A 21,355-nucleotide genomic window follows, 5' to 3' on the forward strand; every position below is an offset into this window, starting at 1 on the left:
TGGCCTCCACCCGCTCCTTCTTTAGTGTAGAAATAACGTATCCAATCTGCGCCTTAGCAGACTTTCGGTCTCATTCATCAATTTTTCACCAATGTCATCGACATGTCTGTTTCTCCATGATTCCAAATCCGTGCCCTTTACCCAATGATTAAAAGCGCCTAAAGACGGGCCGCAATGAACTTGGAAATTCACCTTTTGTTCTTCCTGCCCTTCCAAAGCAAGCAGACATCCTCTCTGCAAATACCACTTAAATAGTAACAGCATCTTATATTTTTGATTGCGCTCAGCTTTTCGGGCCAGGTTCGGCTGTTTTTCTATTAAGCTTTCGTAGATTTCATCAAAAGTCTTGTTAAAATAATCATTTTCGAGCTGAATCTTTGTCTTTTCATCTATCTCACTCAAAGACTCATATTGTTGGTAGATTTGAAATAATTTATTTGCCCTGACCGGAAACAGCGTGCCCTTTTTCAGCACCTGCACCTTTGTTCCGAACTCAAACAGAGTCTCCGAAGGCGCATAAGCAGTATCGCATATTCCTGTCTCACTCAGCATTTCTTTAACAAAACCGCTTGTTTCGGCTTCAACTGTACATTGATTAATGGATCCCGTCATAATAAAATCAGCGCCCATTAAAAAAGCAGACGCGGCAGACTCGGGAGTCCCGATTCCTCCCGCAGCCCCGATCCTTATCTTCCTTGCGTATTTGTGTGTTTCCATCATTTCATCCCGCAGGTTAACAAAAAACGGCAGCATCGCTGTCAATGAGCCCTGTTCAGTATTACTTCCGCAATCTGCTTCAATAATGATATCGTCTGCTGCCGGAATACGGGTGAGCCACTCCGCCTGCTCTTCCGTCAGCATACCGTGCTGACACATTCTCTTTACGATACTTTGAGGAGGCGGACTCAGAAATGCGGCCGCAACTTCCGGCCGTGAAACTTTGGCAATGATCCGATTATGAGGTATGACCCTGCCGCTTTTGTCTATCTTCAACTGATGCGCTTTGTAATAAATTAATGGTGCGCTGACGGAAAAATACGAAGACGCTTCTATTACTCGTACGTCATGCTTGATATATAAATCTATCAATTCCTTTTCTCTATCTTGATGATCCGGCTCAAATCGCAGATTCATTCCGTAGGGCTGGCCATTTTTGAGTGTCTTCTTAATAGAAATAAGGGCCTGTTCAATTTCCCTTATAGGTAAACCCGCTGTGCCAAAGAACCCCAGCATTCCTTTCTTCCCGAGGCGGATCAGCATTTCAGCGGAAGAGATCCCTCTATGCATCCCACCTGCCAAATACGCGTATGTCAAACCGTAATCTTCTTTGAAAGATTGATCACCCAATCGGGACACCGGTGAAGCTGCACCGCTCTCTATATTTTCGACCAAGAGGCTATGCTCTTTCCCGCTTTCCGAATTGTCCTTGTTCCCTTCAGAAAAAAAGAGACTGTCTTCCGGCGCACTAATATTAAGCGGTTCCTCATCTCTTTGTATGGTTTGAATTAATTTAGTCAGAATGTTTCCAGGACCGATCTCTTCAAACAGAGTGACGCCTTGTCCCATTAGATACCTGATGCTTTCAGTCCATTTTACCGAGTTTGTTATTTGTTCAATTAAATTCCGTTTGATATCTTCTTGTTTATAAGGTCTTGCCGTATAGTTAGAAATGACCGGGAAATTCAATTCAGAAAAATGAAACTCCTCGATAAATTCCGCAAATTCACGCTGTGCACTTTCCATGAAACGAGAATGAAAAGCTCCGCCGACTTGCAATACGATATAAGCTTTCGCCCCTTCTTTTTCAAAAAAAGAGGCTGCCCGCTTTATCTCTTCTGCAGCCCCTGCTATCACAATTTGTGAAGATGTATTGTAATTGGCGATATCTATTTGGCCGAGTTCATACTTTTGAAGTATTTTTTTTATGTGATGCTCATCCAGTCCGATCACGGCAGCCATTCCGCCCTCGGAAGCCTCACTCATTAACTCGCCTCTTTTAGCAACCAGCCGGAGACCTGTTTCAAAATTAAAAACGCCGGCCGCAAAAAGCGCAGTATATTCACCCAGACTATGTCCTGCAACAGCATCAGGGCGTGTATGACCTTCTTTTAAACCCTTTAAATATTGCAGTGCGCTCACTGTATAAATTGCAGGCTGTGTATACTTCGTATCAGTCAGCCTTTCTTTTTCATCTGAAAGGCATAAATCCTTTATGGAGTATCCTAAAATATGATCTGCCTTTTTAATGAGCTCACTGAATTCATCGAATAAGTCTCTGCCCATTCCTTTAAACTGCGCTCCCTGTCCGGGAAAGACATAAGCAAGCATTTGTTTTCCTCCTGTTCCGTATTTCTGCCGTTTCTTTTCGTTCCGATTTTGATTAACGTTTTTCACTTCAATTTTAAAATTGTCGTTTACTCTCAGCACCCTTACTTAATAAGCATTACTAAGCAAAATAAAAAAACCTTTATGCCGGATAAAGGTTTAAAAGCAAAAAGCATGTACAAATATCATATCGCCGTAAATATAAATAGATAGAATTTTCTGATAATTAAAATCGCATTTTCATTCTGTTTTATATATATCAATATAATAAAAACATTCCAACGTGCCGAAACAACGATTGGTTTTATGTGAATATTTCCCTAAATAAATACTATACCATGATTTACTTGTTGTCAATGGGAAACACACGTATATACCAATTCTTCAGCCGCCTTTTTACAGGCGGCTGAACTCGGTTGTTATCAGTTCATCAGCCCATGCCGATATGCCTTCACTATACTATTTGCGGAATAATAGTTCTTTCTCTTTGTTGTAGTCTTTAGTAAATTGATTGAACTCATCTGCTTGTTTATGCACCTTTTCGTAAACTGAGTTTACTTTGCTGATTTGCTCTTCCAGCTGCGCTAATGTGAGCTTTTTATCTTTAATCAGTTTATAAAGGTCCTTATCAAGTGAAATGGCTTTTTCGTACTTTTTGTACAAAAGATCATAAGATGCATACCTTTTCTCCATTAAAGCGACAGCATGCCCGGCTTTTTCTTTTACTTTCTTATCCTTTATTTCTTGAGAAGTTTTTTTTGCGGATTCAAACGCTTTTTTTGAATCATCAATACTGTCTTTTTCTGCTTTCAGATGTTTTTTTCGCTGATTTGCATTGCTCAGAGCCTGATCAGACAGTGTAACAATTTTCTGGTAATCATCCATATTCAGTTTAACCGCGCTGTCGTATAGCTTATGCTCTTTTTTCTCCAATTTTTCTAATGTTTTCTGCTCTTTTTGAAACGGTTTTTCCGCTTGAACGGCTTTTTCCATCGAGTCATGAAGCGATTCAACCGGATCTTTTCCCCCGCAGCCGGCAAGAAGCATACTTGCGGCGCCGAGCGCTCCGATTCCTGCTAATACCTTTTTCTGAATCATATTCACTTAAAATCCCCCAATCTTGACAATTTCCACTATAGAAGCCCGAACGCTTTTTGACAATAGCTGAGCTGTAATTGGCATGACCGTGTAAAGACGCTTACGGTGCTTTCAAAGAATACTTGCGTAAAAAATTGAGAAAACAGGGCGGATGACCATACATCTTTTTGGCTTTTACATAGTTTATAGTAGACGCCGGCCCTGCTGACAGAGGGTCAGCGTAATTAAAAGAGGAGGTTTTTTTATGTACGGATATGGATTTGGCGGCGGATTTGGCGGCGGTTGTTGCGGCGGCGGATATGGTTATGGCGGCGGTTACGGTTACGGCTGCGGCGGCGGATACGGCCGCACATTCGCATTAATCGTCGTATTGTTTATCTTATTAATCATCGTCGGTGCCGCTTATTTAGGCTGCGGCTGCTGACATTATACACCATGACATCGGCCGGCCTGCTATGGCCGGCCAATTGTTTCATTGCGCCGCGATAAAGAAATTCGCTATAATTTACATATTAAGCTTTAGGAGTGAAGTTTCTTGATTACTATGGAAAATATTGTACGCGACGGACATCCCGCGCTCAGAGAGATCGCTGAAGAGGTTCAGCTTCCCGCTTCTGACGAAGAAAAACAGCATCTTGCTGATATGATTGAGTTTGTGAAAAACAGCCAAAATCCTGAATTAGCCGAGAAATACAAGCTTCGTCCGGGCGTCGGTCTTGCCGCTCCCCAAACAGACGTAAAAAAACGGATGATCGCCGTCCATGCAGAAGATGCGAAAGGCACTTTATACAGCTATGCTCTTTTTAACCCTAAGATCGTCAGCCACTCAGTGGAAAAAAGCTACTTGACGAGCGGAGAAGGCTGCCTGTCGGTAGACGAACCCATTCCCGGCTATGTGCCGCGCTACGCCCGCATCCGCGTAAAGGCGGTGACGCTTGAAGGAGAACAGATTGACATCCGCCTCAAAGGTTTTCCGGCCATCGTGTTTCAGCACGAAATCGATCATCTGAACGGCGTGATGTTTTACGACCATATTGATAAAGAAAATCCGTTCAAAGAACCTGAAAACGCCATTGCCATTGACCGTTAAAAATAACCGGCACTTCCCAAAGTGCCGGTTTTCTTTATTGCAAAAGGCCCAGTTCTTTGACGGCCCAGCTGATTCCTTCCTCATCCACCGGCTTTGTGACGAAATCAGCGGCAGCTTTTAATTCCGGAACCGCATTTCCCATCGCCACCCCGGTGCCGACAAAACGGATCATCTCAAGGTCATTTAATCCGTCGCCGAATGCATAAGTGTCACTTACGCCGTACGGAAGCCGCTCAAGCACTCTTTTAATGCCTTCCGCTTTTGAACCGCCTTTCGGAAGCACATCCGTTGACAATTCGTGCCAGCGGACGTAATCAAACTCCGGAAAAGCGGCATATGCTTTTTCTTCATGTCCGCGGCAGAATAAAAGCAGCTGATAAATTTCTTTTCCTTTATAAAAAGTTTCATCAACTTCGGGATAAGGCGCTTTCAGACTGCCGATTCCTTCCGAGACGTGCGGATGTCCGGGGACGGTCGTTTTCATCGTGTCTTCCGCCATAAATACGACGGGGTGCTCCCCTTCTGCCGCCTGCTTTAATAAACGCGCAACCGCATCTTCAGGAAGCGGATTTTTATAAATGACCTCACCTTCAAATACGACATACTGGCCGTTGTATGAAATAAATGATTCAATCTCAAGCTCTTCCAGAATCGGTTTTACCATAAACGGGGACCTTCCGCTGGCGATAAAAACGTGATGGCCAGCCTCTTTAAGCGCCGTCACGGCGTTTCTTGCGCTATCGGGAATATGTTTATCATGGTCATAGATCGTGCCGTCAATATCAAAAAAGATCAGTTTTGGATTCATGTCAATTTCTCCTTTTTCCCGTTTATCAGTCGTGTCTTTTTCAATATCATCATACAGAAAGTTTTTCTTCCGGAAAACCGCCTTGATGAAATTCCAGTTTTACCCACGAAAACAAATTCATTTTTTCCGCATACTACTGCTATAAAAGGCTTTAAAGGAGGTATACGATGCTGCGCCGATTACGGAAGAAACTCAGAAGACAGTGGGGCGGAATGCTCCGGAAAAAAGTCATCGCGTAGAAGGGATCTTTCGGTTTTTGAAAGTCCCTTTTTTGCTCGAGACTTTCCTTATAATCCGTTTTCGAATATAATAGAATAAGCGAGTCTAACATACGGCATTTAAGGAGAGATTTGGATGATTTATAAGGTATTTTATCAAGAGAAGGCTGACGAAGTACCTGTTCGGGAAAAAACAGATTCACTTTACATTGAGGGCGTTTCAGAACGGGACGTCAGAACGAAACTGAAAGATCAGAAATACAACATTGAATTTGTTCAGCCTGTGGACGGTGCTTTTTTAGAATATGAGAAGCAGAGCGAAAATTTTAAAGTATTGGAGTTATGAGCGGAATGAAATTTGTAAAAAATGACCAGACTGCCGTTTTCGCCCTCGGCGGATTGGGCGAGATCGGGAAAAATACGTACGGGGTGCAGTTTCAGGATGAAATTGTACTGATTGATGCGGGAATCAAGTTCCCGGAAGATGAACTTCTCGGCATCGATTACGTAATCCCCGATTACACGTATTTAGTAAAAAATGAAGATAAAATTAAAGGTCTGTTTATCACCCACGGTCACGAAGACCATATCGGCGGTATTCCGTACCTGCTCAGACAAGTAAATATTCCCGTTTACGGCGGTAAACTCGCGATCGGCTTACTTCGGAATAAACTTGAAGAGCACGGGCTGTTAAGACAGACCAAATTAAACATCATCGGTGAAGACGACATCGTGAAGTTCCGCAAGACGTCAGTATCCTTCTTCAGAACGACACACAGCATTCCGGATTCATACGGAATCGTCGTCAAAACACCGCCGGGCAATATCGTACATACCGGGGACTTTAAGTTCGATTTCACACCGGTAGGCGAACCGGCAAACTTGACAAAGATGGCTGAAATCGGGAAAGAAGGCGTTTTGTGCCTGCTTTCTGACAGTACAAACAGTGAGGTTCCTGATTTCACCATGTCAGAACGCCGCGTAGGCGAAAGCATTCACGATATTTTCCGAAAAGTGGACGGCAGAATTATATTTGCGACATTCGCTTCGAATATACACCGTCTTCAGCAGGTGATTGAAGCAGCCGTTTTAAACGGCAGAAAAGTTGCCGTATTCGGACGCAGTATGGAATCGGCTATTGAAATCGGACAAAATCTCGGTTACATTACTTGTCCTAAAAATACGTTTATTGAGCATAACGAAATCAATCGTTTGCCTGCCAATAAGGTAACGATTTTATGTACGGGAAGCCAAGGTGAACCGATGGCGGCGTTATCACGCATCGCTAACGGGACGCACCGGCAGATTTCCATTAATCCCGGAGATACGGTCGTCTTTTCTTCCTCTCCGATTCCCGGAAACACAATCAGCGTAAGCCGCACCATCAACCAGCTGTACCGTGCGGGCGCAGAAGTCATTCACGGTTCATTGAATGACATTCATACATCCGGACACGGCGGACAGGAAGAGCAGAAATTAATGCTCCGCCTGATCAAACCGAAGTTCTTTATGCCGATTCACGGTGAGTACAGAATGCAGAAAATGCACGTCAAACTCGCGACTGATTGCGGCATACCCGAAGAAAACTGCTTTATCATGGATAATGGCGAAGTGCTGGCCCTCAAAGGCGAAGAAGCCGCTGTGGCAGGCAAAATTCCGTCCGGCTCCGTTTACATTGACGGAAGCGGAATCGGTGATATCGGCAATATCGTGCTCCGCGACCGCCGCATTCTTTCAGAAGAAGGCCTTGTTATCGTTGTTGTCAGCATCAATATGGACGACTTTAAGGTTTCGGCGGGGCCTGATTTAATCTCAAGAGGTTTTGTATACATGAGAGAATCCGGTGATTTGATCAATGACGCGCAGCAGCTGATTTCGAACCATCTGGAGAAAGTAATGGATCGGAAAACAACGCAGTGGTCCGAAATTAAAAACGAAATTACCGATACGCTTGCTCCGTTCCTATACGAAAAAACAAAACGCCGCCCGATGATCCTTCCGATCATTATGGAGGTCTAAAAAAAACTGCACTCGTAATGAGTGCAGTTTTTTTATTGCAGCGGAATATGCTGAAAGGCTTTGACATCAAACAGACCGGCTGCTGTCATTTTAATATCCGGAATCACCGGAAGCGCTAAAAACGATAATGTGAGAAACGGATTGAAATCACCGGTGAATCCGAGCAGAGGAAGCTTTTCATGAAGCACGCCCAAGCTGTCATTGACCCATTCCGCCGACTTATCAGACAAAAGCCCGGCGATCGGAAGCGGAACGGAGTGAAGCAATTCTCCGTTTTTCACGGCTGTTAATCCTCCTCCGGTGTCACGGAGCCTGTTGATTGCTTTTGCCAAATCGGCATCGTTTGTACCGACGGCGATGATATTATGGGAATCGTGAGAAATGGTTGTGGCGATGGCGCCTTCTTTTAACCCGAACCCTTGTACAATCCCGAGTCCTATCATTTTTTCGCCGCTGTGCCGCTCTGTGACGGCGATTTTTAATAAATCATTTTCTGTATCAGGACAAAACGCGTCAGCAGACGGTGCAGGCACTTCTTTTTTTCTCGTCTCCAAATGATTCGGTATCATTTCGATTACATTCATTTTCTTGCCCTCTTGAATCGGTATATGAAAATCAGATTCAGTCAGCGGCGATCTCAGCCGCACTGTATCCAACAGCGCCTGGTCCGGCGAATAGGAACCGGCAGACTGTTCATAAACCGTTCGTCCGTTCTCGGCAACGGTCCGGCCGGCGACCATGGTCTTCGTGACGGCAGCCTCCCGTACATCTGAAATGAACAGCAGATCTGCGTCAAAACCCGGCGCTACCGCCCCTTTTGTTTCAAGGCCGTAGCACTCAGCCGCATTTAAGCTGGCGAGCTGATACGCAAGGAATGGATCAAGTCCCGCCTTTATCGCCATTTTGACTTGGTGGTTCACACTTCCTTCTGAAAGCAGATCATCTACATGCTTATCATCCGTACAAAAGAAAAAGCGGCGCGCGTTTTTTTCATTCACCGCCGGCAGCACATTGAGCGTATTTTTTGCCACCGATCCTTCGCGCAGCATGACATACATTCCCCGTCTGATTCTGTCCAGCGCTTCTTCTTTTGTCGTCACTTCATGATCATTTGACACCATTGCGGTTCTGTATATATTGATGATATCTGAAGACAGTCCGGCTAAATGCCCGTCGATCCGTTTTCCGTGACGCTTGGCATCAAGCAGTTTCTGAAGCATATCCTCTTCACCTTCCGCAACAGACACATAATCCATTACTTCCGCAAGTCCGAGCACCTCTTTCTCCTGATAAAAAGGCTTTAAATCCTCGGCTTTTAATACGGCTCCTGAGCGTTCAAAGCTAGCGGCGGGAACACAGGAAGGAAGCATGAAACGGATGTTCAGCGGCGCCTTTTTCGCCTGCTCTATCATAAAAGAAATGCCTTTTGCTCCGGAAACGTTCGCAATTTCGTGAGGATCAGTAATGACAGTAGTCACTCCGTGTGGGAGGACGGCTTTAGCAAATTCAATCGGAGTAACCATAGAGGACTCGATATGAACATGTCCGTCAATAAAGCCCGGAACGATCATTTGACCTTCTGCATCAATGACTTCTTCCCCTTCATATTCGCCCAACCCGACGATCACTCCGCCCGTAATGGCGATATCTGCAGAAATCCATTCCTGGTTAAATACATCCATGATTTTTCCGTTTTTAATGACGGTATCGGCTTTTTGTCTGCCGGCTGATGCATTCAGCCGTTCAGCCAGTGTTTCTTTGTTCAAAATGAGGCCTCCTCTTTTTCTGTATATGGTACAATATGCTATCGGATCGCCTGATCATAGTCAATAAAAATTGCAGAAAATACCGCTTACATGATAAATGTCTTTCTATTCTGACATAATAAAAGACCGTCCTTTTACGGACGGCTTTTCACTTTGTGTGAAGCACTCTTTTTTCAAATCGGGAAATGTCCGTAAGAGAGCCGATAACGATGAGAATATCTTCTTTTTGGATCATTTCAGTCGCCAGCGGAGATACGATCACTTCTTTTTCTCTCTTGATGGCCACGATATTAATGCCGTACTTCGCCCGGATGTCCAGATCAAGCAGTGTGTTGCCCGCAAGCCTGCTGTTGGCCACGATCTCCACAATGCTGTGTTCGTCGGACAGCTCCAAATAATCAAGCACATTATTTGATACGATGTTGTGGGCGATGCGTTTTGCCATGTCACGTTCAGGGTGGACGATGTGATCGGCCCCGATTTTCGCAAGCACTTTCTCATGATAATCGTTCTGCGCTTTAACCGTGATCGTGTTCACGCCGAGTTCCTTTAAGATCAGCGTCGTTAAAATGCTCGCCTGTATATTTTCGCCGATTGCCACAATGACGTGGTCAAAGTTGCGCAGCCCTAAGTTTTTCAGCACCGATTCATCGGTTGAATCGCCGATGACCGCGTGTGATGCAATTTTGGCGTATTCATTTACTTTATCTTCATCAATATCCATCGCCATGACCTCAAGGCCTTCTTCACTTAATGCTTTGCAAATACTTCCGCCGAAGCGTCCGAGACCGATAACGGCAAACTCTTTTCTCATAACAGTACTCCTTTAAACAATATCTCTAATAGGAATAGTATCACATTTTCGGCAATGAGTTCATATAGCGTTTAAGCTTTTCTGAAAAGGCGGGCGATAAATACAGATCCGATCCGCGTTCGATTTCTTCCTGATAGTGACCCGGAGGCGCAATTTCCTCAGCTTTATCAAGAACGAGAAACGTCAGGACGCCTCTGTATACACGGCCGCCGGCACACACTTCTATGAACGCGGGACGGTATGTGTGGTTATCAACACCTTCTCTTTTGTACAGATAGGTTGCCGCTTCAAACGGGAGCTTGTACAGCACGCCTTCAGTTCGTCCCCCGTCTTCAACAAGATCGGCTCTGGAACCGTCAGGACGCCTTAACGTGAATCTCGTCGAATACCCTTCAACAACCGCCCCTCCGACCGGCTCGGCAAAAAAGTGGTCGACCCCCGCCTGTTTAAACCGGGCATTGTCCATACAGGAGCCGTATGCGAAATAATAAACCGGACTGTCATCCTCCCGTTTCATAAAACGGTATTCTTTCCAGTCTCCGCTTTTGATACGGCTGAATGAGGCACACTGGTCGGGCTTTACGACATATGCGAAGGCGGTTTTATTCCCGGCATCCGTCGTCACGGCAACCTCTTTTCGATCAAAATCAGCATAATACGCATCCAGCTTACGGATCATCTGATGATCTGTTTCATACAATTCCCCGTACACAAAAGCTGTTTCTGCTAAAGACGCCGCAGGCTGACCTTTATCCGTTTCGTACAGCACGCCGTTTATCGCAGCCTGCTCGCACACACACGGAGCGCCTTTCAGCAGTTCATGGTTTTCTTCACGCTTCCGTAACAAACCGTATGCAAAAAGAAGCAAGTTATTTTTCCTCCTTTTGGACAGCAGCCGCTTCTAACGGCAGAATCACCTGAAACGTACTGCCTTCTCCATTTTTGCTCTTAATGTTAAGTTTACCATTATGCTCCTTCAGAATTCGTAAACAAATCGGAAGCCCGAGACCCGTTCCCTGATCTTTTGTTGAGAAAAACGGTTTCCCGATGTTTTCAAGCTTTTCTTTCGACATGCCGTTTCCTTCATCCTGTATGCTGATCACCGCGTATTCTTCATCCCGTTTTGTATAAATATGAATATTCCCGCCGTCAGGCATCGCTTCAATCGCATTTTTAATAATATTGATAAATACCTGTTTCAGCTGGTTTTCGTCACCGTTGACCATACAGGACTCAGTCTGCCTGAAATCCTTCTCAATCACAGTGTTCGACAGCACCGCGTTCGTGTCAAGAAGCGTCGCCACCTGCCGTAAAATATGGTTGAGATGATGAGCGGTAAACGTCACGGTCTGCGGCTTGGCGAGCAGAAGCAGCTCCCCCAGCACGAGATCAATCCTTTTAATCTCCGAAAAAATAATATCAAAATAATCCGTTCTTTCCGGATACTGGGCTTTCATCAGCTGGAGAAAGCCGCTGACTGACGTTAAAGGATTTCTTACTTCATGGGCGATTCCTGCCGCAAGCTCCCCGGCAATGGCCAGCTTTTGAGATTGCATGGCGAGGCGTTCGTTCGTTTCCAGAAGCTCATCGACAGCTTTTTTCCGTTCACTGATATCAGACATCGTCCCCAGGCTTCCGACAAATTTCTGTCTGCGGTCATAATACAGCTTATAATGGACTTCTCCCCAAAAGATCGAGCCGTCTCTTTTAATATATTTGGCCGTAAACATTCCTGACGGGGACTGCTGCTTGATTTGGGAGATAATATAATCAATGATATGTTTTTCTTTTATAAAATAATCATTATACATCGTGCCCATACATTCGCTGATGGAGTGGCCCGTAATCGCCGTCCAGGCCTGATTCAAATATGTAATATTCCCTTGAGCATCCGTCTGAAAAACGATTTCCTGCAGATTGTCCATGATCCGGTTTTTCTCATCTGAAAGCGCCTTTGCTTTCTGCTCGCTGTCCTTCAGCTCCGCCAGCAGCTGCTTTTTATTATCCACATAATAAGCCAGCAGCCAGACGCTGATTAATGTGACGGCGGTAAAGGTGATGTCAACGGGCCAGTTAATCGGATTCCGTTCAATCATATAAAATAAATAATCCCAAAACATAATAAAAATCATTGCCAAGATTAAGGAAATGATACGCGCTTGATATTTTCCCATAGTCCCACCTGCCGCTAGCATTTCTACATATATTGTAACATTGTTGACTGCATTATTGACTAAAAAATGATAACTATTCCCAATTAATTGAGCAGGTTCGCTTACTTTTCCCGTGAGTTTTTGCACAAGTTCATAATAAAAGGACGGAATGATGCTCCGCCCTTTTTGCTGATTATGATCTATCTTTTAACGCTTCCTCGATTTCCTCAAGCAGCATTTTCGCTCCTTCAGGACTTAAAATAATTTTGCCGTTGCCGTACTCCTGATTTTCGGGAGTAATTTCCCCCGTCATTAAGCAAATGCCGTGCGGCTTGTATTTTTTCAAGACAATTTTGTCTCCGTCAACGAAAAATTCAATACTATCTTTAATAGCGATATCCAATGCTCTTCTCAATTCAATCGGCATGACAATACGCCCGAGTTCGTCTACTTTTCTTACTACACCAATTGATTTCATAGAAATCCCCTACTTCCTTTAATGTCTCTTCTTTATGTCCAAGGAAAATCCTTCATAAACGTAGACGAAAGGAACGGAGCAAAAGTTTCTCAGCATCCGGAACTGAATGTTTTTTTACAGAAGAAAATCCTTTTGAAATATGGGATACAGACTTTCCCTCCTTTTTTACAAAAACATTTCATTCCCGGCGGAAACCCCCAAAAATCGTGGTTTTTCTCAGAAACTTTAAATGTAGAATCAATTAAATCAGGATAGGGATTGGGTGAAAACATGTTTCAATCAACTGAGATCGGAATCGACTTAGGAACCGCTAATATACTTGTTTACAGTAAAAATAAAGGAATTATTTTAAACGAGCCTTCCGTTGTCGCTGTAGATACAACAACGAAAGCGGTGCTTGCCATCGGAACGGATGCCAAAAGCATGATCGGAAAGACGCCGGGGAAAATCGTCGCCGTTCGGCCGATGAAAGACGGTGTCATTGCTGATTATGATATGACAACTGACTTATTAAAACACATTATGAAAAAAGCCGGAAAAAAAATCGGAATGACTTTCCGCAAACCGAATGTCGTCGTCTGCACGCCTTCAGGCTCAACAGCCGTTGAACGACGCGCCATCAGTGACGCTGTCAAAAACTGCGGAGCGAAAAACGTTCACTTGATTGAAGAACCCGTAGCCGCTGCAATCGGGGCCGACCTCCCTGTTGACGAGCCGGTCGCAAACGTCGTCGTAGATATCGGCGGCGGTACGACTGAAGTCGCCATCATCTCATTCGGGGGCGTCGTATCCTGCCATTCGATCAGAATCGGCGGCGACCAGCTTGATGAAGATATCGCCTCGTTCGTCAGAAAAAAATACAACCTGCTGATCGGAGAACGTACGGCAGAACAAGTGAAAATGGAAATCGGTTTTGCATTGATCGAACATGTGCCGGAAACGATGGAAATCCGCGGGCGTGACCTTGTAACCGGTCTGCCGAAGACAATCAGACTGCAATCTAATGAAATTCAGCACGCGATGCGTGAGTCGCTCCTGCATATTCTTGAAGCGATCAGAGCGACACTTGAAGATTGTCCGCCGGAGCTCAGCGGTGATATCGTTGACCGCGGCGTCGTGTTAACCGGAGGAGGCTCCCTTTTAAACGGGATGAAAGAATGGCTGACAGATGAAATCGTCGTTCCCGTTCATTTGGCGGCAAATCCGCTTGAATCAGTGGCTATCGGCACGGGGCGTTCATTAGACGTCATCGACAAGCTGCAAAAAGCAATTAAATAATAAGATTATGCTTCTTTTTTCTCCACCCGGCTCATATTGTGAGAACTGGAGAAACATTAAGGAGGAAGCATATGCTTAGAGATGTGGGAAGACGCGTAGCAGTAGCCGTCATTTTAAGCGGAATTATTTTGGGGGGTATGAGCATTTCACTGGCCAATATGCCCCATTCTCCGGCCGGCGGCGCCGTAAAACTGAATCACCCGTAAAGACGCAGCAAAAGCTGTGTCTTTTTCGTTTGTGCTCCTTTCTTTCCTTTATGAGGCGATATTTGATATGATGAGAAAAACCGATGAGGAGGAATGAACGATGAGTTCGTTTACTGAAAAGTTACATACATATGCTCAGCTGGCGGTAGAAGTCGGCGTCAATGTCCAAAAAGGACAGCATGTCGTAATCAATGCCTCAACTGATGTCCGGGAACTTGTCAGACTGCTTGCCAAACATTCTTATGAAAAAGGCGCTAAAAACGTCACAGTAAATTGGCAGGACGATGAACTGTCCAGATTAAAATACGAGATGGCACCTTTTGAAGCGTTTGAAGAGTATCCTGAATGGGAAGCAAAAGGAAAAGAAGAGCTCGCGAAAAAAGGGGCTGCGTTTATTTCTGTCGTCTCATCCGACCCCGACCTATTAAAAGGCACTGACGGCAAACGGATTGCAGCGTTCCAAAAAGCCGCCGGAAAAGCATTGCATACATACAGACAATATATTCAATCAGATAAGGTCAGCTGGACGGTGATCGGAGCCGCTTCAACAGGCTGGGCGAAAAAAGTGTTCCCGGATCAGCCGGAAGAAACAGCCGTTCAGCTTTTATGGGAAGAAATTTTCAAAACGACCCGCGTAAATGAAGAAAACCCTGTGGAAGCATGGAAAAAACATGATCAAAACCTTCATGAAAAAGTGGAACACTTAAACAAAAAACATTACAGCGCCCTGCATTATCAGGCTGAAGGAACAGACTTAACCATTGAACTGCCGAAAAAACATGTATGGGCAGGCGCGGGAAGCGTGAATGAAAGCGGGCACGAATTCATGGCCAACATGCCGACAGAAGAGGTTTTTACCCTCCCGCAGCGTGACGGGGTGAACGGCACGGTTTCCAGCACGAAACCGCTGAGCTACGGCGGCAACATTATTGATAACTTCACTCTTACCTTTGAAAACGGCCGCATCGTTGATGTGAAAGCTGAAAAAGGCGAGGAGATTTTAAAAGGCATCGTCGAAACCGATGAAGGCTCACACTATCTCGGAGAAGTGGCCTTAGTGCCGTACGATTCACCGATTTCACAATCAAATATTTTATTTTACAACACACTGTACGATGAAAACGCCTCTAACCACTTGGCGATCGGCAGTGCGTATGCCTTTAATATTGAGGGCGGCAAACAAATGACACGGGAAGAGCTTGTCAAAGAGGGCTTAAATGAAAGCATTACACACGTAGATTTTATGGTCGGTTCCAAAGATATGAATATCGACGGCATTACGGCGGACGGCAAAAGAGAACCGATCTTCAGAAACGGAAACTGGGCATTTTAATAAAAAAAGGAGGCGATCAGGCCTCCTTTTTTTATTTCGCTTCATACATTTGCAAGTTGGCGCAGACGGTTTCCAAAACAGGTGTATCAACTGCCAAGCCTTTCGCTTTCTCAAGCAAAAATCCGTGTAAATGATCACCTTCCGTCACCCTGCCCTTTTCCATATCTCTCAGCATCGACGATTTCATATGGTAAGACATGCTTGTCAATGTGCGATAACTCTCCTCTTCCAGACCAGGATCTTTCGGGATGCCGGCAGCCTTGAAAATGGCACCGATTTCAGCAAAGAGGCGCTTTGCCGTGTTGCGGCCGCCTTCTGTTTCTAAAATCGGTCCGACAGGCTGTTGAAACAGAGTGGTCACTCCCGCCTGCGCGGCAATAAACATATATTTTTTCCAAATGTCCTTTTCAATATCCCGGCTGATGATGACATCCGCTTTCACACCTGCAAATGCGTTTTCCAGCTCGTTCATACGTTCTGTGCGTTCCCCGTTCCATTCACCGAAAACAAAGCGGTGGGCAGCGCTCGTATGAAGAATTTCCCCTTTGTCGTTAAGGGCGCTCTCAATAAAGCAGAGGCCGCCCAGCACCTGCCGTTTTGAAAAAGCTTCAAACAGCTGGTTATAGTGCCTGTATCCGTTTAAAAAAGGAATAATGACCGACGAAGATTTGACAAACGGTTTGACATCCCGAATGACGTCCTGCAAAGAATACGCTTTTGAAGCGATGATAACCGCGTCAAATGCTCCTTCTTCGCCCGCCATCATTAATTTCGGCTTGATTGAAACATCACCTTTTTCACTTTTGACGGTCAAACCCGTTTCTTGTAATTGTTCCGCCCGTTTCTTGCGGACGAGAAACGTCACGTCATTTCCCTTTTCTGCAAGACGCGCGCCGATATATCCGCCCACTCCCCCAGCTCCGACAACTAAAAACTTCATGATGCATTCCTCCGTCTCTTTTCAAGTTATGTATTCATTTATTGTAACGGGAAGTCAGAAGATTGAAAACTTTTTTCATAAATAAAAAAGCAGAGTCTCCCCTGCTTCTTTATTACGCGTATAGCTCTTCAAGCTTTTTCTGTACATCCGCGTTTTCAAGAAATTCGTCATAAGACATTTGTTTGTCAACAATGCCTTTAGGCGTTAATTCAATGATGCGGTTGGCAATTGTCTGTACAAACTGATGGTCATGAGATGAAAACAGCATAGCGCCTTTAAAGCTGATTAAGCCGTTGTTAAGCGCCGTAATGGATTCCAAATCTAAGTGGTTTGTCGGTTCATCCAGAATTAAAATGTTCGCGCCGGAAAGCATCGCTTTTGAAAGCATGCAGCGCACTTTTTCTCCTCCGGAAAGGACGTTTGATTTTTTGTTGACTTCTTCTCCTGAGAACAGCATGCGTCCTAAGAAGCCGCGCAGAAAGCTTTCGCTTTGGTCATGCGGCGAGTATTGGCGGAGCCAGTCAACAAGGTTCGCATCGCTGCCGTCAAAATACTCGCTGTTGTCTTTAGGGAAGTACGCCTGAGAAGTGGTCACGCCCCATTTAAATGTGCCGCTGTCAGCTTCCATTTCCCCGGAAATGATTTTAAACAATGTCGTAACGGCAAGTTCGTTGCGTCCCGTAAAAGCAATTTTATCTTCTCTGTTCATAATAAAGCTGACGTTATCAAGCACCTTAACCCCGTCAATCGTTTTTGTTAAGCCTTCAACCCGCAGCACGTCATTTCCGATCTCGCGTTCCGGCGTGAAATTGACATAAGGATAACGGCGTGATGACGGTTTGATATCATCAAGCGTGATTTTATCAAGGAGTTTCTTTCTTGATGTCGCCTGCTTTGATTTAGAGGCGTTGGCGCTGAATCTGGCCACGAACTCCTGAAGCTGTTTAATCTGCTCTTCTTTTTTCTTGTTGGCTTCCTGAGAAAGCTTTAAAGCAAGCTGGCTGGATTCATACCAGAAATCATAGTTGCCGACGTACACTTGAATTTTATTAAAATCAAGATCGGCGATGTGCGTGCACACTTTATTTAAAAAGTGACGGTCATGGGATACGACGATGACTGTGTTCTCAAAGTTGATTAAAAACTCTTCCAGCCACTGAATCGCTTTCAGATCCAAGTGGTTGGTCGGTTCATCAAGCAGCAGAACGTCCGGCTTGCCGAACAGCGCCTGTGCCAAGAGCACTTTCACCTTTTCTGAACCGCCTAAGTCAGCCATTTTCTTCGTATGCAGGTCTTCAGAGATGCCCAGGCCCTTTAACAAAATAGCGGCTTCACTTTCAGCTTCCCATCCGTTTAATTCCGCAAACTCTCCTTCAAGCTCAGCGGCGCGGATGCCGTCTTCATCTGAAAAATCAGGCTTCATATAAATCGCGTCTTTTTCCTGCATGACTTCGTATAAACGTTTATGTCCCATAATAACGACTTTCAGCACTTCGAAGTCTTCATATTCAAAGTGGTTCTGCTTCAGAATGGCAAGACGTTCGCCCGGGCTCATATGGACATCGCCGGTCTGCGGCTCCAGCTCACCGGATAAAATTTTCAAAAATGTTGATTTTCCGGCACCGTTTGCGCCTATTAATCCGTAGCAGTTGCCCGGCGTAAATTTAATATTGACATCTTCAAATAACTTGCGATCCGCAAAACGCAAGCTCACATTATTTACAGCAATCATTTAGAATCCTCCATCGTGTCTATCATCATTAAAAGTATACCATGAATAAAGGGGAAGAGAAATGTTTCCCTGCGAATATACGGGTTTGAAAAGATGCAGGCAAACCCGGTGCCCTGTGATACAATAGATATATATACATATTCATCACGGAGGAACAAGTTGAAGCTTTTAACACTCACAGAATATTGTCTTATGATTTTCTTTACCGGGGTTTTTCTGGCCGTCACAGGCTTTACCGCACGTGACATCGGCTTGTACGTCGGAATCGCCCTCATTTATACGTTTTCGCATCTCTTTTCAAAACGGATGCTTGAAAAACGCGGCAAAGAGAAGCAGCAGGTGAATCTTTTTTTCAGCGTTCTGGCCATTGTCGGATCAGTGCTGGCCACGGTAATGTTCATCGCCGTCGCCGCCTCGTTTGCCAAATAAAAAACGCCTGCTGTCCAAATCGGGCAGCGCGGCGTTTTTATTTTGTCTGACGCATATCATGAAACGGGAAGAACACAAACTTCGAGGTGCCGACGATCCGGTTTTCGGCAATTAAGCCGAGGCCGTTCCGGCTGTCCATTGAGTTCAGCCGATTGTCGCCCATGACGAAGTATTTGCCTTTCGGAACCTTTACGGGGCCGAAATCTCCCGTCAGGTTGACTCCCAGTTTTTTCGCTTCTTTTTTATTGCTCGCGAGGTACGGTTCTGCGATTTTTTTGCCGTTTATATAAAGCGTGTCATTTTTCATTTCCACCGTTTCTCCAGGTTTTCCGATGAGCCGCTTTACATAATGGACTTTCGATGTATCGCCGTTAATAATGACGATGTCTCCCCGCTCGATTTCTCCGATATAATTGACGCTTTTGTTGACAAACAGCCTTTCACCGTCATGTAATGTCGGGTACATTGATGATCCTTCCACTAAGTACGGTTCAAACAGGAAATGGCGGATTAACAGCGCAAGTGCAACCGCTATAATGATGGCCTTTCCCCATTCCCAATATGTGTTGGATTTTCTTTTTACCGATTTTTCAGAAGTAGGTTTTTGTTCTTCAGTCAACGTGGTTCCTCCTAGACGATCACTGTTTCAGTTCATGTACCATCTTTACTTTATCATAACTCATCACAAAATACATAACGCTTCTATGCGTACATGATTGAAAAAAGCGCCCGTAAAGGACGCTTTTTGCTTATTTCTCTGCAACCGGTTTTTTGACGATTCCCAAGATAACCGCCGTTACAATCGCTCCGATCACGATGCTCATTAAGTACAGCAGCGGATGGTTCGTAATGAATGCAACGAATATTCCTCCGTGCGGTGCAGGAAGCGTTACCCGGAAAAACTCTGTCAACCCGCCAGCTACCGCAGAACCGACAACGGCTGCAGGGATGACGCGAAGCGGATCAGCCGCTGCAAACGGGATGGCGCCTTCTGTAACGAAAGCTGCTCCCATGAAGTAGCACGTAATACCGGCTTCACGGTCACGTTTAGAGAATTTGTGTTTAAAGAATGTTGTCGCCAGCGCGATTCCAAGCGGCGGAGCCATTCCGCCCGCCATGATGGCCGCATGCGGCGCATAGTTTCCGGCCCCGATCATCGCGATACCGAAAGTGAACGCCGCTTTATTGAGCGGGCCGCCCATGTCGATAGCCATCATACCGCCTAAAATAATACCCATTAAGACAAGGTTTCCAGTTCCAAGGCTTTCAAGCCAATTTGTTAAGAAATTCATAAACGCTGCGACAGGTGTGTTTATGACAAACTGCATCAGGACACCGGTGATAAAAATACCGAGCAGCGGATAAATCAATACAGGTTTTAATCCGTCAAGAGTCTGAGGAATAAAGACAAACAGCTTTTTCAAAAGGACTACGACATAACCTGCTAAGAATCCGGCAATCAGTCCGCCCAAGAATCCGGCATTCGCCTGCGTAGCCATAAATCCGCCGACCATACCCGGCGCAAATCCCGGACGGTCCGCAATACTCATTGCGATGAATCCGGCAAGAACTGCAACAATCAGCTTTAACGCATTATCGCCGCCGATAAAGTTCAGCGCTGCGGCAAACGTGTTGTATGTCGGGTCTTTCGGATCAGCTGAATGAATTCCCCAGAAGAATGAAATCGCAACGAGAATTCCGCCGCCGACGACAAATGGCAGCATGTTGCTGACACCGCTCATTAAGTGTTTATAGAAAGTACTTCCGATACTTGTGCCTGATTTCTGTTTCGGACCGTCTTCATCTGAAGCGGAAGATCCTCCGCCGCTGCCCTCGTAAATCGGCGCATCTTGGTTAACGGCTTTTTCAATCAGTTCCTGAGGACGTCTGATACCGGCCGTCACAGGCACTTGAAGAACATGTTTGCCTTTAAAGCGTTCCATTTCAACCTGTTTATCAGCCGCCACGATGATCGCAGGCGCGTCTTCAATTTCTTGAGCCGTCAGCTTATGTTTGATACCGCTTGAGCCGTTTGTCTCGACTTTAATGTCAACGCCGAGCTCTTTCGCTTTTTCCTTCAGTGCGTCAGCTGCCATAAACGTATGGGCGATACCTGTCGGACATGCCGTAACGGCAAGGATTTTGCCTTTTCCTGACGGCGCTGCCTGTTCTTCCTGCTCTTCTTCTTCCTCATCGTCATCTTTGTCATGCTGATTGATGATGTCAATGATCGCATCTTCTGATTCAGCTTCAAGAAGCTGTTTGCGGATTTCCTCACGCATGAGAAGCGTTGAAAGTCTTGATAATGCCTCAAGGTGCGTATTATTCGCTCCTTCGGTTGCCGCAATCATAAAGACCAGGTGTGCCGGCTGACCGTCTAATGATTCATAATCCACACCATCTTTTGAACGGCCGAATGCGATGGCCGGGTTAATGACGCTCGCCGTCTTCGCATGAGGAATGGCAATGCCTTCGCCGATTCCCGTCGAGCTTTGGCTTTCACGATTTAAAATGGCTGCTTTGTAAGCCTCTCTGTCATTTAATCTGCCGGCTTTGTCAAGCACTGTCACCATTTCATCGATAACGTTTTCTTTCTCTTTGCTTTCTATATTGAGATGAATTGTATCTCTTGTTAACAGCTCAGTTATCTTCACTTTTCTTTCCTCCT

The 21,355-nt window shown here is 45.3% G+C and carries 20 protein-coding genes; 8 read left to right on the forward strand and 12 right to left on the reverse strand.

Annotation, left to right across the window (positions count from 1 at the left end; all coding sequences use genetic code 11):
• Positions 1-21 precede the first annotated feature (21 nt).
• Together fabD and BGM27_RS02195 are read right to left on the reverse strand one after the other, a co-directional pair.
• Positions 22-2,328, reverse strand: coding sequence for an ACP S-malonyltransferase (fabD, locus tag BGM27_RS02190; RefSeq protein ID WP_007409654.1), 2,307 nt, complete (start codon positions 2,326-2,328; stop codon positions 22-24).
• 456 nt (positions 2,329-2,784) lie between these two features.
• Complete coding sequence (locus tag BGM27_RS02195; protein WP_032865273.1) at positions 2,785-3,423, reverse strand: YkyA family protein; 639 nt, start codon at positions 3,421-3,423, stop codon at positions 2,785-2,787.
• 244 nt (positions 3,424-3,667) lie between these two features.
• Between BGM27_RS02195 and BGM27_RS02200 the strand changes: the two genes are divergently transcribed.
• Positions 3,668-3,847, forward strand: coding sequence for a YjcZ family sporulation protein (locus tag BGM27_RS02200; RefSeq protein ID WP_007409651.1), 180 nt, complete (start codon positions 3,668-3,670; stop codon positions 3,845-3,847).
• Between the two features lie 111 nt (positions 3,848-3,958).
• Positions 3,959-4,513, forward strand: a complete 555-nt coding sequence (gene def / locus BGM27_RS02205; RefSeq protein ID WP_003154544.1) for a peptide deformylase — start codon at positions 3,959-3,961, stop codon at positions 4,511-4,513.
• Between the two features lie 34 nt (positions 4,514-4,547).
• Here the strand turns inward: def and BGM27_RS02210 are convergent, their stop codons facing one another.
• Positions 4,548-5,321, reverse strand: a complete 774-nt coding sequence (locus BGM27_RS02210) for a Cof-type HAD-IIB family hydrolase (RefSeq protein ID WP_007409650.1) — start codon at positions 5,319-5,321, stop codon at positions 4,548-4,550.
• 354 nt (positions 5,322-5,675) lie between these two features.
• Between BGM27_RS02210 and BGM27_RS02215 the strand changes: the two genes are divergently transcribed.
• On the forward strand, positions 5,676-5,885 hold the full coding sequence (locus BGM27_RS02215; RefSeq protein ID WP_003154548.1) for a DNA-dependent RNA polymerase subunit epsilon: 210 nt from the start codon (positions 5,676-5,678) through the stop codon (positions 5,883-5,885).
• A 5-nt stretch (positions 5,886-5,890) separates the two neighbouring features.
• Positions 5,891-7,558 (forward strand): ribonuclease J1, encoded by a 1,668-nt coding sequence (rnjA, locus tag BGM27_RS02220; protein ID WP_007409649.1) that lies wholly within the window; start codon positions 5,891-5,893, stop codon positions 7,556-7,558.
• A 32-nt stretch (positions 7,559-7,590) separates the two neighbouring features.
• On the opposite strand, the gene ade is transcribed toward rnjA, so the two are convergent.
• The 5 genes from ade to BGM27_RS02245 form a co-directional block, all read right to left on the reverse strand.
• Positions 7,591-9,324, reverse strand: a complete 1,734-nt coding sequence (gene ade, locus BGM27_RS02225) for an adenine deaminase (RefSeq protein WP_007409648.1) — start codon at positions 9,322-9,324, stop codon at positions 7,591-7,593.
• Between the two features lie 148 nt (positions 9,325-9,472).
• On the reverse strand, positions 9,473-10,138 hold the full coding sequence (gene ktrC, locus BGM27_RS02230) for a Ktr system potassium transporter KtrC (protein WP_003154554.1): 666 nt from the start codon (positions 10,136-10,138) through the stop codon (positions 9,473-9,475).
• A gap of 40 nt (positions 10,139-10,178) precedes the next feature.
• Entirely contained in the window at positions 10,179-11,006 is an 828-nt protein-coding gene (locus BGM27_RS02235; protein ID WP_007409647.1) for a gamma-glutamylcyclotransferase family protein, read from the reverse strand.
• Between the two features lies 1 nt (position 11,007).
• Positions 11,008-12,312: an ATP-binding protein gene (locus tag BGM27_RS02240; RefSeq protein ID WP_007409646.1), complete on the reverse strand. Its 1,305-nt coding sequence runs from the start codon at positions 12,310-12,312 to the stop codon at positions 11,008-11,010.
• A gap of 172 nt (positions 12,313-12,484) precedes the next feature.
• Positions 12,485-12,769, reverse strand: coding sequence for a transcriptional regulator AbhA (locus BGM27_RS02245; protein WP_003154557.1), 285 nt, complete (start codon positions 12,767-12,769; stop codon positions 12,485-12,487).
• A gap of 270 nt (positions 12,770-13,039) precedes the next feature.
• Between BGM27_RS02245 and mreBH the strand changes: the two genes are divergently transcribed.
• From mreBH to BGM27_RS02260, 3 genes are all read left to right on the forward strand, one after another.
• On the forward strand, positions 13,040-14,047 hold the full coding sequence (mreBH, locus tag BGM27_RS02250; protein ID WP_003154558.1) for a cell shape-determining protein MreBH: 1,008 nt from the start codon (positions 13,040-13,042) through the stop codon (positions 14,045-14,047).
• 71 nt (positions 14,048-14,118) lie between these two features.
• On the forward strand, positions 14,119-14,253 hold the full coding sequence (locus BGM27_RS02255; RefSeq protein WP_003154559.1) for a protein YkpC: 135 nt from the start codon (positions 14,119-14,121) through the stop codon (positions 14,251-14,253).
• A 100-nt stretch (positions 14,254-14,353) separates the two neighbouring features.
• Positions 14,354-15,586, forward strand: a complete 1,233-nt coding sequence (locus tag BGM27_RS02260) for an aminopeptidase (RefSeq protein WP_007409644.1) — start codon at positions 14,354-14,356, stop codon at positions 15,584-15,586.
• Between the two features lie 31 nt (positions 15,587-15,617).
• Here BGM27_RS02260 and BGM27_RS02265 read toward each other — a convergent pair whose 3' ends face one another.
• Positions 15,618-16,526: a ketopantoate reductase family protein gene (locus BGM27_RS02265; RefSeq protein WP_007409643.1), complete on the reverse strand. Its 909-nt coding sequence runs from the start codon at positions 16,524-16,526 to the stop codon at positions 15,618-15,620.
• Positions 16,527-16,638: 112 nt separating this feature from the next.
• Positions 16,639-18,258: an ABC-F family ATP-binding cassette domain-containing protein gene (locus BGM27_RS02270; RefSeq protein ID WP_007409642.1), complete on the reverse strand. Its 1,620-nt coding sequence runs from the start codon at positions 18,256-18,258 to the stop codon at positions 16,639-16,641.
• A gap of 159 nt (positions 18,259-18,417) precedes the next feature.
• Here BGM27_RS02270 and BGM27_RS02275 point away from each other — a divergent pair, with 159 nt between their 5' ends.
• Positions 18,418-18,687: a hypothetical protein gene (locus BGM27_RS02275; protein WP_007409641.1), complete on the forward strand. Its 270-nt coding sequence runs from the start codon at positions 18,418-18,420 to the stop codon at positions 18,685-18,687.
• Positions 18,688-18,724: 37 nt separating this feature from the next.
• Here the strand turns inward: BGM27_RS02275 and sipT are convergent, their stop codons facing one another.
• Positions 18,725-19,306, reverse strand: a complete 582-nt coding sequence (sipT, locus tag BGM27_RS02280; RefSeq protein WP_003154568.1) for a signal peptidase I sipT — start codon at positions 19,304-19,306, stop codon at positions 18,725-18,727.
• Between the two features lie 130 nt (positions 19,307-19,436).
• Positions 19,437-21,341: a PTS fructose transporter subunit IIABC gene (locus BGM27_RS02285; RefSeq protein ID WP_007409640.1), complete on the reverse strand. Its 1,905-nt coding sequence runs from the start codon at positions 21,339-21,341 to the stop codon at positions 19,437-19,439.
• Positions 21,342-21,355 lie beyond the last annotated feature (14 nt).

It is taken from the genome of Bacillus sp. FJAT-27001 (assembly GCF_019039175.1).
GTDB lineage: Bacteria > Bacillota > Bacilli > Bacillales > Bacillaceae > Bacillus > Bacillus velezensis.

Coding starts and splice junctions, on each gene's coding strand:
- fabD (WP_007409654.1), bottom strand. CDS start 2,328: ATGCTTGCTTATGTCTTTCCCGGACAGGGAGCGCAGTTTAAAGGAATG.
- BGM27_RS02195 (WP_032865273.1), bottom strand. CDS start 3,423: ATGATTCAGAAAAAGGTATTAGCAGGAATCGGAGCGCTCGGCGCCGCA.
- BGM27_RS02200 (WP_007409651.1), top strand. CDS start 3,668: ATGTACGGATATGGATTTGGCGGCGGATTTGGCGGCGGTTGTTGCGGC.
- BGM27_RS02210 (WP_007409650.1), bottom strand. CDS start 5,321: ATGAATCCAAAACTGATCTTTTTTGATATTGACGGCACGATCTATGAC.
- BGM27_RS02215 (WP_003154548.1), top strand. CDS start 5,676: ATGATTTATAAGGTATTTTATCAAGAGAAGGCTGACGAAGTACCTGTT.
- rnjA (WP_007409649.1), top strand. CDS start 5,891: ATGAAATTTGTAAAAAATGACCAGACTGCCGTTTTCGCCCTCGGCGGA.
- ktrC (WP_003154554.1), bottom strand. CDS start 10,138: ATGAGAAAAGAGTTTGCCGTTATCGGTCTCGGACGCTTCGGCGGAAGT.
- BGM27_RS02240 (WP_007409646.1), bottom strand. CDS start 12,312: ATGGGAAAATATCAAGCGCGTATCATTTCCTTAATCTTGGCAATGATT.
- BGM27_RS02245 (WP_003154557.1), bottom strand. CDS start 12,769: ATGAAATCAATTGGTGTAGTAAGAAAAGTAGACGAACTCGGGCGTATT.
- mreBH (WP_003154558.1), top strand. CDS start 13,040: ATGTTTCAATCAACTGAGATCGGAATCGACTTAGGAACCGCTAATATA.
- BGM27_RS02255 (WP_003154559.1), top strand. CDS start 14,119: ATGCTTAGAGATGTGGGAAGACGCGTAGCAGTAGCCGTCATTTTAAGC.
- BGM27_RS02260 (WP_007409644.1), top strand. CDS start 14,354: ATGAGTTCGTTTACTGAAAAGTTACATACATATGCTCAGCTGGCGGTA.
- BGM27_RS02265 (WP_007409643.1), bottom strand. CDS start 16,526: ATGAAGTTTTTAGTTGTCGGAGCTGGGGGAGTGGGCGGATATATCGGC.
- BGM27_RS02270 (WP_007409642.1), bottom strand. CDS start 18,258: ATGATTGCTGTAAATAATGTGAGCTTGCGTTTTGCGGATCGCAAGTTA.